General features: G+C 59.5%; 14 protein-coding genes, 1 tRNA gene and 4 pseudogenes. 16 read left to right on the top strand and 3 right to left on the bottom strand.

Annotated elements, in window-relative coordinates; all coding sequences use genetic code 11:
- Positions 1-192: 192 nt before the first annotated feature.
- From AB4O25_RS25775 to AB4O25_RS25755, 5 genes are all read left to right on the top strand, one after another.
- Positions 193-1,485, top strand: coding sequence for an OprD family porin (locus tag AB4O25_RS25775; protein ID WP_017529598.1), 1,293 nt, complete (start codon positions 193-195; stop codon positions 1,483-1,485).
- 34 nt (positions 1,486-1,519) lie between these two features.
- Positions 1,520-2,503 carry a Bug family tripartite tricarboxylate transporter substrate binding protein gene (locus AB4O25_RS25770; RefSeq protein WP_017529599.1) on the top strand — a complete coding sequence of 328 codons (984 nt, stop codon included), beginning with the start codon at positions 1,520-1,522 and terminating at the stop codon, positions 2,501-2,503.
- Between the two features lie 64 nt (positions 2,504-2,567).
- Entirely contained in the window at positions 2,568-3,026 is a 459-nt protein-coding gene (locus AB4O25_RS25765; RefSeq protein ID WP_017529600.1) for a tripartite tricarboxylate transporter TctB family protein, read from the top strand.
- 1 nt (position 3,027) lies between these two features.
- Entirely contained in the window at positions 3,028-4,542 is a 1,515-nt protein-coding gene (locus AB4O25_RS25760) for a tripartite tricarboxylate transporter permease (protein WP_017529601.1), read from the top strand.
- The gene (locus AB4O25_RS25755) at positions 4,535-5,572 is read left to right on the top strand and encodes an AbrB family transcriptional regulator (RefSeq protein ID WP_026067404.1); all 1,038 of its coding nucleotides are present in this window, start codon (positions 4,535-4,537) and stop codon (positions 5,570-5,572) included. Before AB4O25_RS25760 ends, AB4O25_RS25755 begins: the two co-directional genes overlap by 8 nt.
- A gap of 4 nt (positions 5,573-5,576) precedes the next feature.
- On the opposite strand, the gene ung is transcribed toward AB4O25_RS25755, so the two are convergent.
- Positions 5,577-6,269 (bottom strand): uracil-DNA glycosylase, encoded by a 693-nt coding sequence (gene ung / locus AB4O25_RS25750; RefSeq protein ID WP_065877103.1) that lies wholly within the window; start codon positions 6,267-6,269, stop codon positions 5,577-5,579.
- A 135-nt stretch (positions 6,270-6,404) separates the two neighbouring features.
- On the opposite strand from ung, the pseudogene AB4O25_RS25745 reads away from it, so the two are divergent.
- Positions 6,405-7,515, top strand: a pseudogene (locus tag AB4O25_RS25745) (enoyl-CoA hydratase/isomerase family protein).
- 54 nt (positions 7,516-7,569) lie between these two features.
- Here AB4O25_RS25745 and AB4O25_RS25740 read toward each other — a convergent pair.
- Positions 7,570-7,947 (bottom strand): hypothetical protein, encoded by a 378-nt coding sequence (locus AB4O25_RS25740; RefSeq protein WP_083221617.1) that lies wholly within the window; start codon positions 7,945-7,947, stop codon positions 7,570-7,572.
- A gap of 128 nt (positions 7,948-8,075) precedes the next feature.
- On the opposite strand from AB4O25_RS25740, the pseudogene AB4O25_RS25735 reads away from it, so the two are divergent.
- From AB4O25_RS25735 to AB4O25_RS25700, 8 genes and pseudogenes are all read left to right on the top strand, one after another.
- Positions 8,076-8,186 (top strand): annotated as a pseudogene (locus AB4O25_RS25735) (methyl-accepting chemotaxis protein); the annotation flags it as partial.
- A gap of 127 nt (positions 8,187-8,313) precedes the next feature.
- Positions 8,314-8,526, top strand: coding sequence for a cysteine-rich CWC family protein (locus AB4O25_RS25730; RefSeq protein WP_017529606.1), 213 nt, complete (start codon positions 8,314-8,316; stop codon positions 8,524-8,526).
- Positions 8,516-9,209, top strand: a pseudogene (locus tag AB4O25_RS25725) (16S rRNA pseudouridine(516) synthase). Before AB4O25_RS25730 ends, AB4O25_RS25725 begins: the two are co-directional and overlap by 11 nt.
- 305 nt (positions 9,210-9,514) lie before the next feature.
- Positions 9,515-10,398: pseudogene (locus AB4O25_RS25720) on the top strand (alpha/beta fold hydrolase).
- A gap of 110 nt (positions 10,399-10,508) precedes the next feature.
- Positions 10,509-10,582 (top strand) — tRNA-Gly (locus AB4O25_RS25715).
- A gap of 205 nt (positions 10,583-10,787) precedes the next feature.
- Positions 10,788-11,648: a DUF6216 family protein gene (locus tag AB4O25_RS25710; protein WP_460150141.1), complete on the top strand. Its 861-nt coding sequence runs from the start codon at positions 10,788-10,790 to the stop codon at positions 11,646-11,648.
- 303 nt (positions 11,649-11,951) lie between these two features.
- On the top strand, positions 11,952-12,476 hold the full coding sequence (locus AB4O25_RS25705; RefSeq protein WP_017529611.1) for a DUF3833 domain-containing protein: 525 nt from the start codon (positions 11,952-11,954) through the stop codon (positions 12,474-12,476).
- Between the two features lie 21 nt (positions 12,477-12,497).
- A complete protein-coding gene (locus tag AB4O25_RS25700) occupies positions 12,498-12,803 on the top strand; it encodes a DUF6482 family protein (RefSeq protein WP_017529612.1) in 306 nt (101 codons plus the stop codon).
- Between the two features lie 68 nt (positions 12,804-12,871).
- Here the strand turns inward: AB4O25_RS25700 and AB4O25_RS25695 are convergent, their stop codons facing one another.
- Positions 12,872-14,035: an MFS transporter gene (locus tag AB4O25_RS25695; protein WP_460150140.1), complete on the bottom strand. Its 1,164-nt coding sequence runs from the start codon at positions 14,033-14,035 to the stop codon at positions 12,872-12,874.
- Positions 14,036-14,130: 95 nt separating this feature from the next.
- Here AB4O25_RS25695 and AB4O25_RS25690 point away from each other — a divergent pair, with 95 nt between their 5' ends.
- Complete coding sequence (locus AB4O25_RS25690) at positions 14,131-15,024, top strand: LysR family transcriptional regulator (protein ID WP_460150139.1); 894 nt, start codon at positions 14,131-14,133, stop codon at positions 15,022-15,024.
- A gap of 374 nt (positions 15,025-15,398) precedes the next feature.
- On the top strand, positions 15,399-15,899 hold the full coding sequence (locus AB4O25_RS25685; protein WP_017529615.1) for a methylated-DNA--[protein]-cysteine S-methyltransferase: 501 nt from the start codon (positions 15,399-15,401) through the stop codon (positions 15,897-15,899).
- Positions 15,900-15,905 lie beyond the last annotated feature (6 nt).

Below are 15,905 nucleotides of genomic sequence, written 5' to 3'. Positions count from 1 at the left end.
AGGCAGTTTACAGGCGCCGCCTGCCCTGTGAAGCCCGAAAACATTGAAAGGCGATTGAAAGGTTGATGAAAGCTTCGCCCTTTAGCATCCAGACAAGGTAGGCCATGCCCGCCCAGCTACCTCAACCGTAGCGCCCGAAAAACGCCTCGAAGCGTTTTCGCCAAAATAAGAACAATAACGGAGTGCACCACGATGCTGTCGACACAGCCCCACGCTTGCCCGCCTGTTCGTTTTTCCCGCCTGACCCAGACCGCCCTTGCCAGCGCCGCCGCACTTGCCGGCTTTTCGCCGCTTAGCCAGGCTGCCTTCTTCGAAGACAGTAGCGCGACCCTGGAAACCCGCAACATGTACTTCAACCGCGACTTCCGCGACGGCACCAGTGCCCAGCAATCCAAGCGCGACGAATGGGCTCAGGGCTTCATGCTCAACCTGCAATCGGGCTACACCGACGGCACCGTCGGTTTTGGCGTGGACGCCCTGGGCATGCTCGGCGTCAAGCTCGACTCAAGCCCCGACCGCACCGGCACCGGCCTGCTGCCCACTCACGACGATGGCCGCGCCGCCGATGAATACTCCAAACTGGGCCTGACCGGCAAAGTGAAAATTTCCGCCACCGAGTTGAAAATCGGCTCGCTGATGCCTGAACTGCCGATCCTCAAGCCCAACGACGGGCGCATCCTGCCGCAAACCTTCAATGGTGGCCTGCTGACCTCCAAGGAATTCAAGAACCTGGTATTCACCGGTGGTCGGCTGGATAAAGCCAAAGACCGCGACGACAGCAACTACGAAGACATCGCCCTCAACAACAAGAACAGCCGCTTCCTCAGCGGCGCCACCGGCAAGCATTTCAACTTCGGTGGCGTGGACTACAAGTTCGCCGACAAAATCACCGGCAGCTACCACTTCGCCCAGCTCGACGACGTCTACCGCCAGCACTTCCTCGGCCTGGTCGCCGCCCGCCCCATGGGCCCCGGCACCTTCGCCACCGACCTGCGCCTGGCCATCAGTGATGACACCGGTTCAGCCCGTGGCGGCAAGATCGACAACACTTCCCTCAACGGCCTGTTCAGCTATGCCCTTAATGGTCACAAGCTCAGCGCCGGCTACCAGCACATGTCCGGCGACAGCGCCTTCCCGTATGTGGACGGCAGTGACCCGTACCTGGTCAACTTTGTGCAGATCAACGACTTCGCCGGTGCCCAAGAGCGCTCCTGGCAGGCGCGCTACGACTACGACTTCGCCAAGTTGGGCATCCCCGGCCTGAGTTTCATGAGCCGTTACCTGTCGGGTGACAACATCAAACTCAAGAACGGCGACACCGGCAAAGAATGGGAGCGCAACACCGAGATCAAGTACGTGGTGCAAACCGGTACGTTCAAGGACGTGGCCGTGCGCCTGCGCAATGCCACGTACCGCTCCAACTACTCGGCCCGCGATGCGGACGAAATGCGTGTACTGGTGAGCTACAGCGTCGCGCTCTGGTAAGTAGAACCCCATAACAACAACGATGGAGATAACCATGACCCCTTCACTGCGTAAATTGGCCCTCGCCGCCGGCTGCATGCTGTTTGCCGGCCAACTGCTGGCCGCCGATGAGCCCAAGCGCCCGGAATGCATCGCCCCGGCCTCCCCCGGCGGTGGTTTTGACCTGACGTGCAAACTGGCGCAAAGCGCGCTGGTCAACGAGAAGTTGCTGAGCAAGCCGATGCGCGTGACCTACATGCCCGGCGGCGTGGGCGCGGTGGCCTACAACGCGGTGGTCGCCCAGCGCCCTGCCGACGCCGGCACCCTGGTGGCCTGGTCCAGTGGTTCGCTGCTGAACCTGGCCCAGGGCAAGTTCGGGCGTTTCGACGAAAGCGCGGTGCGCTGGTTGGCCGCGGTCGGCACCAGCTACGGCGCCATCGCGGTGAAAAGCGATTCGCCCTACAAGTCTCTTGACGACCTCGTAAAAGCCTTGAAGAAAGATCCGGGTAGCGTAGTGATCGGTTCCGGCGGCACCGTCGGCAGCCAGGACTGGATGCAAACCGCCCTGATCGCCAAGGCCGCCGGGATCAACCCGCGCGAGTTGCGTTACGTGGCCCTTGAAGGCGGCGGTGAAATCGCCACCGCTCTGCTCGGGGGTCACATCCAGGTCGGCAGTACCGACATCTCCGACTCCATGCCGCACATCCTCAGCGGTGACATGCGCCTGTTGGCGGTGTTCTCCGAGAAGCGCCTGGACGAGCCCGAAATGAAAGACATCCCGACCGCCAAGGAGCAAGGCTACGACATCGTCTGGCCGGTGGTACGCGGTTTCTACCTGGGGCCAAAAGTCAGCGATGCCGAGTACGCCTGGTGGAAAGACGCCTTCGACAAACTGCTGGCCTCCGACGAGTTCGCCAAGCTGCGTGACCAACGCGAGCTGTTCCCGTTCGCCATGACCGGCCCGGAGCTGGACACCTACGTGAAGAAGCAGGTGGCTGACTACAAAGTGTTGGCCAAAGAGTTTGGCCTGATCCAGTAAACGCCCCCCCCCTGTTCGCGCAGCCACGTCTTTGCGCAGCACAGACGTGGCCCAGGAGTTTCCCATGCTCTTACAACGCATTTTCGCGGCCGTGCTGTTACTGGCCTGTGTCGGCTTGGCGCTGATGGCCTGGCCGTATCAGGCGGCCTTTTCCTACGAGCCCGTAGGGCCCAGGGCCTTCCCATTGCTGCTGCTCGGGCTGATGGGGCTGGCGCTTGTTTATATGCTGATTCGCCCGCAACCGACCAAACACACCGACGACGAACCCGCGCTGGACCGACCGACACTGATCAAGATCGCGATCTGTGTGGTGTTGTTGCTGGTGTTTGCCGGCACTTTCGAATCCCTGGGTTTCATCCTCAGCAGCATGCTGATCGGTATACCGATGGCACGGCTGTACGGCGGCCGCTGGTTGCCCGGTGCGGTGATCATCACCTTGATGAGCGTCGGTCTTTATCTGTTGTTCGATAAAACCATGGACGTACCGCTGCCCCTCGGTCTGCTCGACGTTCTGGAGAACTGATATGGATACTTTTGGCTATTTGGGCCAGGGCTTCGGCATCGCGCTGAGCCCCTATAACCTGGTGACCGCGCTGTGCGGCACCTTGATAGGTACGGTGGTCGGCCTGTTGCCGGGCCTGGGCCCGATCAACGGCGTGGCGCTGTTGATCCCCATCGCGTTCGCCCTGGGCCTGCCGCCGGAGTCGGCACTGATCCTGTTGGCGGCGGTGTACCTGGGCTGTGAATACGGCGGCCGTATCAGCTCGATCCTGCTCAACATTCCGGGTGAAGCCTCCACCGTGATGACCACCCTCGACGGCTACCCAATGGCCCGTAAAGGCCTGGCCGGCGTAGCGCTGTCGTTGTCGGCGTGGAGTTCGTTCATCGGCGCGTTTATCGCCACCTGCGGCATGGTGCTGTTTGCCCCGCTGCTGGCCAAATGGGCGATTGCCTTCGGTCCGGCGGAATATTTCGTACTCATGGTGTTCGCGATTGTCTGCCTGGGCGGCATGGCCGGCGACAAGCCCCTCAAGACCTTTGTAGCGGCGCTGATTGGCCTGTTCCTCTCGGCCGTCGGCATCGACGCCAACAGTGGCGTGTACCGTTTTACCGGCGACAACATCCACCTCACCGACGGCATCCAGTTCGTGGTGTTGGTGCTGGGCCTGTTCTCCATCAGTGAGATTCTGCTGCTCCTGGAAAAAACCCACCGTGGTCAGGAAGCGGTGAAAGCCACCGGACGCATGATGTTCAACGTCAAGGAAGCCTTGTCGGTGTTGACCGTGAATATCCGTTGCGGCGTGTCGGGCTTCATCATCGGTGTGTTGCCGGGTGCCGGAGCGACCATGGCTTCGGCCGTGGCCTACATGACTGAGAAACGTATCGCGGGTGCCAGCGGCAAATTCGGCCAAGGCGATATGCGTGGCCTGGCCGCGCCGGAAACAGCCATCGGCGCGTCAGTCTGCGGCGCCATGGTGCCGATGCTGACCCTCGGCGTTCCAGGCTCGGGTACCACGGCGGTGATGATCGGTGCCCTGTCGCTGTACAACATCACGCCGGGCCCGCTGCTGTTCCAACAGCAACCGGACATTGTCTGGGGCCTGATCGCGTCGTTGTTTATCGCCAACATTATGCTGGTGATCCTCAACATCCCGATGATCCGCATCTTTACGCGTATCCTCGCCGTGCCGAACTGGGCACTGGTGCCGGTGATCGCCATTATCACTGCGATAGGCGTCTATGCAGTGCATGCCACCACCTTCGATCTGTTCCTGATGATCGCCATCGGCATCTTCGGCTACATCCTGCGCAAGCTCGACTTTCCGCTGTCGCCGCTGCTGCTGGGCTTTATCCTCGGTGGCCTGATGGAGCAGAACCTGCGGCGCGCGCTGTCGATCTCCAACGGTGCGCTGGAGATCCTCTGGTCGAGCCCGATCACCTTCGGCGTCTGGGTATTGACCGCGATCATGCTGTTCGTACCGCTGCTGCGTATCTGGCGTAAACGTGTGCAACAGCGTCGTGCACTGGCCGATGTCTGAGGTCACCTTTAAACAATGGTGGGCAACACCGCTGGTCGGCCTGGCCGGCGGTTACCTGGCCAGCCTCGTCGGCTGGCCGTTGCCGTACATGGTCGGCTCGCTGCTGGCGATCATCCTGGTGCGCTGCCTCACGCCGTGGCAATTGGCCGAAATTCCCGGCGGGCGAAAATGCGGCCAATGGGTGGTGGGCATCGGCATCGGGCTGCATTTCACGCCGCTGGTGATCGAGCAGGTGATGAGCCACTTCGGCCTGATCTTCTTCGGCGCGCTGGTCACCAGCCTGTCGAGCGTGGTCGGTGTGTGGCTGATGCGCCGCAGTGGTGAAGACCGAGCCACCGCGTTTTTCTCCAGCATGCCGGGCGGCTCCGGCGAGATGGTCAACCTCGGCGCCCGCAATGGCGCGGTGCTCAGCCGTGTCGCGGCGGGCCAGAGTTTGCGGGTGCTGGTGGTGGTGCTGTGTGTACCGGCGATCTTCAAGTATTTGCTGGGAGGCGGCGCGCCGCAGTTTCATCCGGCACCGGTCAGTTGGGCCTGGCTGGCGTTGCTGTTTCCCGTCGGCGCGCTGGTGGCGTGGGGCTGGCAGCGTTTGCATCAGCCAAACCCGTGGTTGTTCGGACCGTTGTTGGTCAGCGCCACCGCCAGCGTGGTGTGGGACCTGCATATCGGCCTGCCCGACGGCGGCAGCCAGATTGGCCAATGGCTGATCGGCAGCGGCCTGGGTTGCCACTTCAACCGTCAGTTTTTTCGCAGCGCGCCGTCATTCATGGGGCGCACCCTGATCGGTACGGCGCTGACCATGGCCTTGGCGACACTGGCGGCGGTGGGCTTGAGTGCCCTGACCCACCTCGACCTGCGCTCCCTGACCCTGGGCATGATGCCGGGCGGCATTGCCGAGATGAGCCTCACGGCCGAGACCCTGCAACTGTCTGTGCCGTTGGTCACGGCGATGCAAGTGATGCGCTTGTTGTTTGTATTGTTTTTGGCGGAGCCATTGTTCCGGCATTGGAACCGCCAGCCGGATAAGGCCTGAGCCCTCAGAGCGGTGGCAACCGCCATTCAATCGGCGTTTCGCCGTTCTGCTCAAGAAACTTGTTGGTGCGGCTGAAATGACCGCACCCCAAAAACCCGCGATACGCCGACAACGGCGACGGATGCACCGACGTCAGCACCAAGTGCTTGGTGGCATCGATCAGCTTCTGCTTGCTTTGCGCATGGGCGCCCCACAGCAAAAACACCAGATGCGGCTGATGCTCGCTGACCACTTCGATAATCCGATCGGTAAAGAACTGCCAGCCCTTGCCCGCATGGGCGTTGGCGTTGGCGCGTTCAACGGTCATGGTGGTGTTGAGCATCAGCACCCCTTGGTCGGCCCAATTTTGCAGGTAGCCGTGGTTGGGGATGTCGATGTTCAGGTCGCGCTTGAGTTCTTTATAGATATTGACCAACGACGGTGGCGCCGGCACGCCCGGCTGCACCGAGAAGCACAAACCGTGGGCCTGGCCAGGGCCGTGGTAGGGGTCTTGCCCGAGGATCACCACTTTGACGTTGTCCAGCGGGGTTGAGTTAAGCGCATTGAAAATCAGCGGGCCGGGCGGGTAGATCTCTTTGCCGGCGGCGTGCTCCTGGCGCAGGAACTCGCGCAACTGAGTCATGTAAGGCTTGTCGAATTCATCGCGCAGGGCGTGTTTCCAGCTGGGTTCGAGTTTGATGCGGTCGCCTTCGGTCATCGTGAGGTCATCGTGTAAAAAAGAATGGGCGAACCCTAGGAAAGCTGACCCCGCTTGTCAATTGATCTAACACACCAACCGCACTTTCCCTTGGCGCGACCATACTCATCCTTCACCTTCTTGAATGAGGTCATGATGAACCTGCACTTCCAAGAGCTGACCGGCAGCGCCGGCGCCCGTATCGGCATCGCCAGCCTCGATGCTGAAAAGTCTCTCAATGCCCTCTCCCTGCCGATGATCCTGGCCCTGGGCGAGCGCCTGGATGCCTGGGCCAAAGACCCGCAAATCGTCTGCGTGTTAGTGCGCGGCAACGGCCCCAAAGCGTTTTGCGCGGGTGGCGAAGTGCGCAGCCTGGCCCTGGCCTGCCTTGAGCAGCCAGGCGAAGTACCGGCACTGGCCTCGCAGTTCTTTGCTGCGGAATACCGTCTCGACTATCGCCTGCATACCTATCCAAAACCGCTGATCTGCTGGGGCCACGGCTACGTGCTGGGCGGTGGCATGGGCCTGCTGCAGAGCGCGGCCATACGCATCGTTACGCCGAGCAGTCGGTTGGCCATGCCCGAGATCAGCATCGGCTTGTATCCGGACGTGGGTGCCAGTTGGTTTCTGTCGCGCCTGCCGGGGAAACTGGGGGTGTTCCTCGGGCTCACCGGCGCCCATCTCAACGGTAGAGATGCCTTGGATTTGGGCCTGGCCGACCGTTTCCTGCGCGACGATCAACAAGACGAACTGCTCGACGGCTTGTTGCAACTGAACTGGCAGGAACAGACCGCGATGCAGCTCAACAGCCTGCTCAAGGCCCTGGCTCAGGAGGCCGTGGGCCAGCTACCCGAAGCGCAATGGCTGCCCCGCCGGGCGCAGATCGACGCGTGGCTGGATGTGGGGGATGTACACGGCGCCTGGCGCGCCATCAGCCAATTGCGCGATCACGCCGACCCATTATTCAGCCGCGCCGGCAAAACCATGAGCGAAGGCTGCCCACTGACCGCCCACCTGGTATGGGAACAAATCCAGCGCGCCCGCCATTTGTCCCTGGCCCAAGTGTTCCAGATGGAATACACGCTGAGCCTCAATTGTTGCCGTCACCCGGAATTCAGCGAAGGCGTGCGCGCGGTTGATCGACAAGGACCAGAAGCCCCACTGGCATTGGACGGACATCGACAAGATCCCGGAAACCGTAGTGCAGGCGCACTTTACCAAGGCGTGGGAAGGTCGCCACCCGTTGGCCGACTTGTCCGATTATTGAGATATCGGCCCACAAAAAAGCGGCGCTTCATGCGCCGCTTTGTCATGGGACCTGTCAACGGTGACCACCCCGGTCACCGCCATGACCGCCGCGTCCATGCTCACCGCGCCCACGCCCACCGTTGCCCCAACGATCGCCCCAGCCCTGGTTCGGGTAAGGCCGATAACCGGCCCTTGGTCCCGACGGATAGTAGCGCGGTGCAGGCTGGTAATAACGTGGCGCAGAGTAGTAACGCGGTGCAGGCGCGTAATAGCGTGGCGACGGGTAGTAATCCCGGCGGTACGGGTACGCGGAGCCACCACCGTAGTAGTACGCCGGCGCCGGTGAGGTGTAGACCTCGGATCGATAGTAGCTTTGGCCTCCATCGTAGTAGGGCACACAAGCGCAAAGGGTTAGACCGAGTAAAGCGCTGAGCAGCAGTCGTCGATACATGGCGGCCTCCTGGACCGCGAAAGAGCACCTCCAGCGACGCTGAAGGGCGGCATTCAGCTTTCACTGAATGACGAAATATCTGACATCAAAAACCGAATCTGGTGCGTTTCGGTAACAACTTGATACATGATGTGATCCGCAGCATTACCGACCAGACCAAGCTGCTGGCGCTCAACGCGGCAATCCAAGCAGCTCGCGCCGGTGAGGTGCGAGCACAGGCCCATCGCACCCAGACATCCAGGCCCTGTCGCGCCTGGCCACTTCGTTCAATGGGCTGGTCAGCAAGTTCCATTTGTAAGTAGCCGGTCGAGGGTGGGCGCTGTATCGTGCAGGTCCAAGCGAACCATGCCCGATGCAGCCCGCCCCATGACCACGCCAACCCTTTGTCCCGCCTGCGGCGCCCGCAACGACTGCTCCCTGGCCGACCCGCGTACCGCCGACCAGGCCTGCTGGTGCTACAGCGTCACCATCGACCCTGCGGTGCTCCAAGCACTGCCCGATGAAGTGCGCAACCAGGCTTGCCTGTGCCCACGTTGCGCCCAAGTGGACGAACAGTTGCGCAACCGCAATGCGGGTTGATCGCTTCCTCAGCAACTTGCCGCGGTTCAATCGCCAGCAAGCGCGACGGTTGTTGGTTGAACGACGGATCAGCGTGGATGGCGTGACGGTCAGCGACCCTCACTACGAAGTCCGCGAATTCAGCCGCGTATGCCTTGATGCTGAAGTGCTGCAGGCGGGCAAACCGGCGCGTTATTTTATGCTGCACAAGCCCCAGGGGGTGCGTGAGCGCAACGTCGGACCCGCAACACCCCACGGTCCTCGACTTACTGCGTGAGCCGGATAAAAACGAGCTGCATATTGCCGGGCGCCTGGACTTCAATACCACCGGGCTGATGTTGATCACCAATGACGGCCAGTGGTCGCGGCGTCTCACGCAACCGACGACCAAACTGCCCAAGGTGTACCGGGTAGAAACTGAAGACGTTATCGGCCCCGATTACGCGGCGACGTTTGCCGCCGGCCTGTACTTCGCGTTTGAAGACCTCACCACCCAACCTGCCGAGCTGGCAGTGCTGGGGCCGACGACGGCGCGCTTGAGCATCATCGAAGGGCGTTACCACCAGGTGAAGCGCATGTTCGGGTACTTCAACAATAAAGTGATTGGCTTGCATCGCGAACGCATGGGGCCGCTTGAGTTGGATCCTGCACTCGCGCCGGGCGAATATCGCGCGTTGACCGTTGAGGAAATCCATCAGGTTTGAAGACCGTTCGGCCGGTGAAAGCCAAATCTCTTTTTAACCACTTGCGTGATACCGAGTCTGTGCTTGACTCCCATTCACCAGCCCAATGATGACTGGCGAGTCGCCTATAACCTCCAAGACCTACCTTGCCATCGCCCGCGCTTGATCTGCGGGCCCTCCAGGCAAACAGCCCGCCATAACAACACCCGCCGGCCAGCCGTCATCGGACCGACATGGGCCTTCCTTTTCCAGGCGTATGCCTACCTGTCACAAAGCTCGTGCAGAGTTATCTGCGCGCCCTACCCGCTTGCCAGGAGTCTTACGACATGAGGCCAGAAATCGCTGTGTTGGATATACAGGGTCAGTATCGGGTTTACACGGAGTTCTATCGCGCGGACGCTGCTGAAAAGACCATCATCCTGGTCAACGGCTCCATGGCCACCACGGCATCCTTCGCCCAAACCGTGAAAAGCCTGCACCCGCAATTCAATGTGGTTTTGTACGACCAGCCCTACGCTGGCCGCTCCAAAATCCATAACCGCCATGAGCAAATGCTGACGAAGGAAGTCGAAGGCCAGATCCTTCTGGAGTTGATCGATCACTTCGCCGCCGAACACGTGCTGTCATTCTCATGGGGCGGCGCCGCCACCCTGGTCGCCCTCGCCCACCGCCCGCGCCGTGTGGAAAGAGCGGTGATCAGCTCGTTCTCGCCCGTCATCAATGCGCCCATGCGCGACTACCTGGAACGCGGCGTCGACTACCTCGGTAACCTCGACCGCGATCGCGTGGGGCACCTCGTCAACAGCACCATCGGCAAACACCTGCCGTCGCTGTTCAAACGTTTCAACTACAAACATGTCAGCAGCCTGGCCGAACACGAATACGGGCAGATGCACTTCCATATCAGCCAAGTGCTCAACAGCGATCGCCTGTGCTACCTCAAGGCAGCCAAGGCCATCGACATTCCGGTGTTGTTTTTGAACGGTGAATGGGACGAATACACCAGCGCCCAGGATGCCAAGCTGTTTGGCCAGCATGTGGTCAACAGCAGCTTCAGCACCATTGCGGCGACAGGACATTTTCTGGACATGGAACACAAAGCGGCATGCCGGGACAGTCGGGACGCGGTCGTGGGCTTTTGAAACCGCAGCGGCCGATCAGCCGGTTGCGTTACAGCCAAGGCCAGACACAGCATGCATTTGCGGTTTGAGGCGGCACCTGACGGTGGCGAGGGAGCGCGCTCCCTCGTCATAACTTGCACATTTCCAAAGAAAAACTTCAAATCCAGGCGAACATCTGGTACAAAGTCAGCCGCTCTGAGCGGGTATAGTTTAGTGGCAAAACGAAAGCTTCCCAAGCTTTAGTTGAGGGTTCGATTCCCTCTACCCGCTCCACTTTTTGCGTTCCCCTCGTTTTTCCGCATCATCCCCCCTACGTTTCCACATCAGCGACCTGCCCGGCAACCTGCGCTCTCTGCGGTCGTGTACGCTCATTGCGTAGCGCTAGCCGTACAACTTAGGGATAAGTTGGACATGCACACCTTCATAACAGAATTGCCAAAACCCTAATTTTTATCAAAATCAAGCCAAGGATGACGCTGTGTCACAACCCAATGCAAATATCGACGCCAACATCGTAGACTGGACCTTCCAGAACTACGCCACGCTGGCAAGCATGCTGAGTGGAATTGCAATCTGCGCGTTGATTTTTTATATCTACAAGCGCTCAGGTTCACTAATATTTTTGCGCGACCTCATGTGGCGCTTTTTTGGGGGTTCTACTAAATTCGAAGATGAAGAATATGAACTCGTTCGAAAAAACTTGCGCGAGGTTGAGTACTACCGTTTCGAATTTAATATACCCGCGCAAAATCTGACCGAGACAAAACTTGCTGAAGAGTGGATCAAAAAGCATGGCTTTTGTCACAGGGACGTGGCAAAAGTAAGAAACTACATAAATTGGAATAACTTCAGTACATTAACATTTAAAGAAACGCTATTTTCCAAGCTCACCCAAAACATCACCGTTGGATTGCTTATATTCTTTTTTATTATCATTTCTTTCATCGTACCTGTCACAAACTCACCCTACCTGATGGTCTCGTTGAAAGACGCCCCCGAAGCCCCGTCATTTTATCTTTCAAAAGAGAATGCAAAATTCTACTTTTTCAAATCCGAACCAACGCTATCAAATACGGAATGCCAATCGACTGAGTCGCTTGAAGCCTTCTCCGAACTTGGATTCACAACAGACCAGTTAGATACTATTTGCTCGTTCTTCTTGCTCGACAACTACCGCACGCATATCGCCGATGGGCTAAAAGGGCAACGAGGCATCTTACTGAGCATTGTCGCCATCTCGATATTTTCCGTATTTTGCATGCTGGTCATGCTCACTAGGCAAGACGTAGCGAGAAAGCTTCATAAAAAAATAAACCTACCGAAAACAACCAATAAATAATAAATCGACTTTCCACTGCATCGCGACTCTACTGCCCTCCTTTAGAGTCGCCTTACATAAGCTATAGCGCATTGAAACTTAGCTAACGCGCTGCTCGAACCAGCATCAAATCCAGATTGCCGCTGACACAACCCCCCAAGCTTCTCGCAGCCGTCCTGACCCATTGAAAGTCCGAGAAGGCTGCGTGGCCGATAAAGGGGCTCAGTAGTTCCTTGACCAAAAATCTATACAAACACAAAATTCTGTACAACTATAAGACCTTGAGCGCTGGCATGACGCCTCGCACGATCAAGGAGCCAGGCAATGAAGCGCCTGCTGGTTTCACTGTTCCTGCTATTGAGCCTGTGCAGCTGCGGTAACGTCGGTGTCGAGCACTATGCCGACCAAAAGCCGCAATTGGACTTGGAGCGCTTCTTCAGTAAACCCGTCAAGGCCTGGGGAATATTCGAGAAACGCTCGGGCGAAGTCGCCAAGCGTTTTGAGGTGGATATTGCCAGTCATCGCGAGGGCAACAACCTTATTCTCGACGAAAAATTCCTGTACAGCGATGGCACGCGCCAGCAACGCGTATGGACGCTCACGCCCGATGGCCCGGGGCGCTGGCGCGGACGGGCCGGGGATGTGGTCGGTGAGGCCATCGGCGAAGTGGCCGGGAACGCATTGCGTTGGCGCTACCGCCTCAACCTGCCCGTGGACGGGTCGGTGTACGAAGTGAGCTTTGACGACTGGATGTACTTGATGGATGAAGACACGATGATCAACCGGTCGAGCATGTCCAAATTCGGCGTGGAGTGGGGCCAGGTCACGCTGTTCTTTCGACGCCAATAACACCCACAGCGAAGGTGAATCATGAATCTGCGCAGGCTGACCGCACTGGCCGAAAAAGGCGAAATACGTGAGTTGGAGTTACTGTCGTTGGAAGGCGGTTTCTATATTGCGCGTATAAAACTTGCGCACCTCGAGATGACGTTACTGGACGACAGCGGCAAGACTTTGCGCATCCGGTCGAGCACGCATTTACGCGACCTGTTGCAGCAAGTGCCGCCATTCCCGTGTGTGCTGGTGCAGCAGTGCGTACATGACGAAATGTGCGGTACCCGTGAAGGGGCGATCGGTGCGTTACGCATTCCTTTTTCGCTGGCGGCGCCCTTTTAAGATCGTGGTGTCTCTTGGCTGCGCTGCCCTTGATAGGCGCCTTCAGGGGCAAGCGGCGCCGGATAACGTCACGATGTTCGCTCCCGTAGAGGCTGCGCTGGCCGCCACCCGGTCAGCGCTATGACCAGAGTCAGCAGCTGAAAACCCATGATCAGCGCCACACACCCCGCCCAGCCCCACTGCTCCCAGATCAACGCCGGAGCGATAGCGCCGCAACTGCCACCCAAGTAGTAACACGTGAGGTAGACCCCAACGGCAGCGGCTTTGTTATCGCGAGCGGTCGCGGTGGTGAAGGCGTTGGCAGCGGCCTGGGCGAGGAATACGCCGGTGGAGCTCAGGGCGAGGCCGGTCACGATGCACCACAAAGATGGCACCAGGGTCAGAGCCGACCCACTTACGCCAAGCAACGCAGCACCCGTCAGCAATTGGCCATGCGGGCGGGCTTTACTGAGGCGCCCTGCGATAGGGATCACAACCAGCGCCAGCAGGAACACCATGTACAGCGTACCTAAGGCCGCAGGCCCGAGGTTGAACGGCGGTAGGCCAAGGTACAAGCCCGCGTAGGTGAATGTCGCGACCTGAGAGAACAACACGCAAAAGCCTACGGCATAGGCGGCCAACAACGGTTGACGAAAAACACCTGAAACGGACCCACTGAGCCGCTTTGCTCGCGCACGATTGGCCGGCAGCAGGAACTGAATAAACCCGCCAACCATGAGGCTCAACGCCGCAAGCAATTCAAAGGCTTCGCGCCAACCGACATATTCAGTCATCACGCCGGTGACAAAACGCCCGGCAAACCCGCCCAACACCGTGCCGGCGACATACAGGCTGGTGACTTCAGTGACGGTACCGCCGCTCCAACGGTCGCCGATGTAAGCCACGCTGGTGGCAAACACCACCGGTATCAACATGCCTTCTACGAAGCGCCACACCAGCACTTCGGCAAAACTGTCGGCATACGCGGTCATCAGCGTCGGCAACGCCAGCAGCAGCGCGGCCGCGGCGATGACCGCGCGCTGCTCGAAACGCCCAGTCAGGCGGCTGACAAACGGCGCAGTGAGCGCCACCGCCAGCGTGGTCACGGTGATACTCCACCCGGCAGCCTTCGCGCTGATCTGAAACTGCGCGGCAAAGATTTGCAAGATGCTCTGGGTGGCGTACAGGTTGAGAAACGCCGCGCAACCACACAGGAAGAGGGCAAGGCGGGCACAATGCAGGCGCGGTTTCATGAAACCTCTCGTTTTATGTTGAAAGGCCTTTATAGAATGGCCGAAAGGTTTTGCACCAATACCGAATGACGACCGATTGATACCCAAGGACCTGGATGCTCGACCTACGCAAGCTGCGTTACTTTCTGACAGTCGCCGAAGAATTGCACTTCGGCCGCGCGGCCATTCGCCTGCACCTGGCCCAGCCGCCGCTGACACGTCACATTTCGGCGCTGGAGACCGCGTTGGGCTTCAAGCTCTTCGATCGCACCAGCCGCACAGTGGCCCTCACCGCGCAAGGCCGGTCGTTCCTGCCCTACGCACGTGGTGTGCTGGAACAGGTGGCGCTGGCTCAGGTCATGGCGGATAAACTGGCCGCGGGCACCGCCGGGCAACTGGCGCTGGGCTATGCCAGTTCGATCGCCCTATCGGATCTGTTCAGCCAGGCGATCCAGGCCTTCGCCCAACGCTTTCCCGACGTGCAGTTGACCTTGGTGGAGTGCGCCTCCGGCAACCTGGGCGCACAGGTGGCGGATGGGCGCTTGGATATGGGCCTGAGCCGGCTGTTGCCGCAACGCAAAGACGTGCAGGCGCTGTCGCTGGGTGAAGAGCGCTTGGTCGCGGCGGTGTCCACCGACAGCCCGCTGGCGAACCTGGCGCAGATCAGCCTCGCACAGTTGAGCGCGTATCCGCTGATTCTGTTTCCGGCGGACTACGGCTCGGGGCTGAACCAATCCATCGAAGCGCTTTACCGCCTCCACGACCGGCCCTTGCGACGGGGGCCTACCGGGCGGCAGATCACCTCGATCATCGCGCTGGTGGCAGCCGGGCAAGGCGTGGCGCTGGTACCCGAATGTGCGCAAAGCCTGATGAACAAAGGTGTGACGTACAGGCCGATGATGGAATTGGAGGCGTGTGCACAGTTGCTCGTACTCACTCGCGCTGAAACAAAAAATGTGTTGATCGACGCGTTTCTGACAGTCCTCACAGAGGCACCACACACGCTGTAATACCATCGAAAAACCCCGCAATACCTCTCTCCTGCGCCCTCTGCGCGCACTCATACACGTCCTTGACCCCTACCGAAATACCGGTCATCGACTGTACAGTTAGCCAGGCGCCATGCCAGTCGACGCGTGACCCTGTTCGCCGCGATCATCACCGCGCTCAATGGGGTCTCGTTTCTGGCAATGTCGACACCCTCAGTGCTCAAAGCCCTGTATTACATCGTCTGGTTATGCGTGTAACCGCATTATTCAAACTGGGCGTACTGGAGCTTTTAGACCCTGCAGAATTTGATCGCAAGAAACGTAGTTTCCCACCCGGCTGATAGAACTACAGTCACGACGTAACCGTTTGAACCGGCCTTTTGAGGAGCCCATCCATGCCCTACGACTACAAGCTCATGCCCTCCCCCGTCGGCCAGCTCACCCTGGTGGCGCGTGATGGCAAACTCAGCGCCATTTTGTGGGAGTGCGAGCGCGCCAACCGAGTGCGCCTGGGCGAATTGCGCGAGGCAAACGACAGCCGGGTGCTGCTGGAAGCCGAGCGCCAGTTGCGGGAGTACTTCGCCGGCACACGCAGCACATTCGAGCTGGAACTGGACTTCACCGGCACCGACTTTCAAAAGCAAGTCTGGCAGGCACTTCTCACCATCCCCTTCGGTGAAACCCGCAGCTACAGCCAGATCGCCCGACAGATCGGCAACCCCAAAGCCGTGCGTGCGGTCGGCGCCGCCAACGGGCGTAACCCGATCTCGATCATTGCCCCCTGCCATCGAGTGATCGGTGCGTCGGGCGGCCTCACCGGCTTCGCCGGAGGGCTGCAAGCCAAGCAATATTTGCTCGCGCTGGAAGGCACAGGCCAGGCGGCTCTGGCATTCTGAGCCAGG

The organism is Pseudomonas sp. S3_A03 (assembly GCF_054668275.1).
This window is presented reverse-complemented; position numbering and strand designations above follow the sequence as displayed.

Coding starts and splice junctions, on each gene's coding strand:
- AB4O25_RS25775 (WP_017529598.1), top strand. CDS start 193: ATGCTGTCGACACAGCCCCACGCTTGCCCGCCTGTTCGTTTTTCCCGC.
- AB4O25_RS25770 (WP_017529599.1), top strand. CDS start 1,520: ATGACCCCTTCACTGCGTAAATTGGCCCTCGCCGCCGGCTGCATGCTG.
- AB4O25_RS25765 (WP_017529600.1), top strand. CDS start 2,568: ATGCTCTTACAACGCATTTTCGCGGCCGTGCTGTTACTGGCCTGTGTC.
- AB4O25_RS25760 (WP_017529601.1), top strand. CDS start 3,028: ATGGATACTTTTGGCTATTTGGGCCAGGGCTTCGGCATCGCGCTGAGC.
- AB4O25_RS25755 (WP_026067404.1), top strand. CDS start 4,535: ATGTCTGAGGTCACCTTTAAACAATGGTGGGCAACACCGCTGGTCGGC.
- ung (WP_065877103.1), bottom strand. CDS start 6,269: ATGACCGAAGGCGACCGCATCAAACTCGAACCCAGCTGGAAACACGCC.
- AB4O25_RS25740 (WP_083221617.1), bottom strand. CDS start 7,947: ATGTATCGACGACTGCTGCTCAGCGCTTTACTCGGTCTAACCCTTTGC.
- AB4O25_RS25730 (WP_017529606.1), top strand. CDS start 8,314: ATGACCACGCCAACCCTTTGTCCCGCCTGCGGCGCCCGCAACGACTGC.
- AB4O25_RS25705 (WP_017529611.1), top strand. CDS start 11,952: ATGAAGCGCCTGCTGGTTTCACTGTTCCTGCTATTGAGCCTGTGCAGC.
- AB4O25_RS25700 (WP_017529612.1), top strand. CDS start 12,498: ATGAATCTGCGCAGGCTGACCGCACTGGCCGAAAAAGGCGAAATACGT.
- AB4O25_RS25695 (WP_460150140.1), bottom strand. CDS start 14,035: ATGAAACCGCGCCTGCATTGTGCCCGCCTTGCCCTCTTCCTGTGTGGT.
- AB4O25_RS25690 (WP_460150139.1), top strand. CDS start 14,131: ATGCTCGACCTACGCAAGCTGCGTTACTTTCTGACAGTCGCCGAAGAA.
- AB4O25_RS25685 (WP_017529615.1), top strand. CDS start 15,399: ATGCCCTACGACTACAAGCTCATGCCCTCCCCCGTCGGCCAGCTCACC.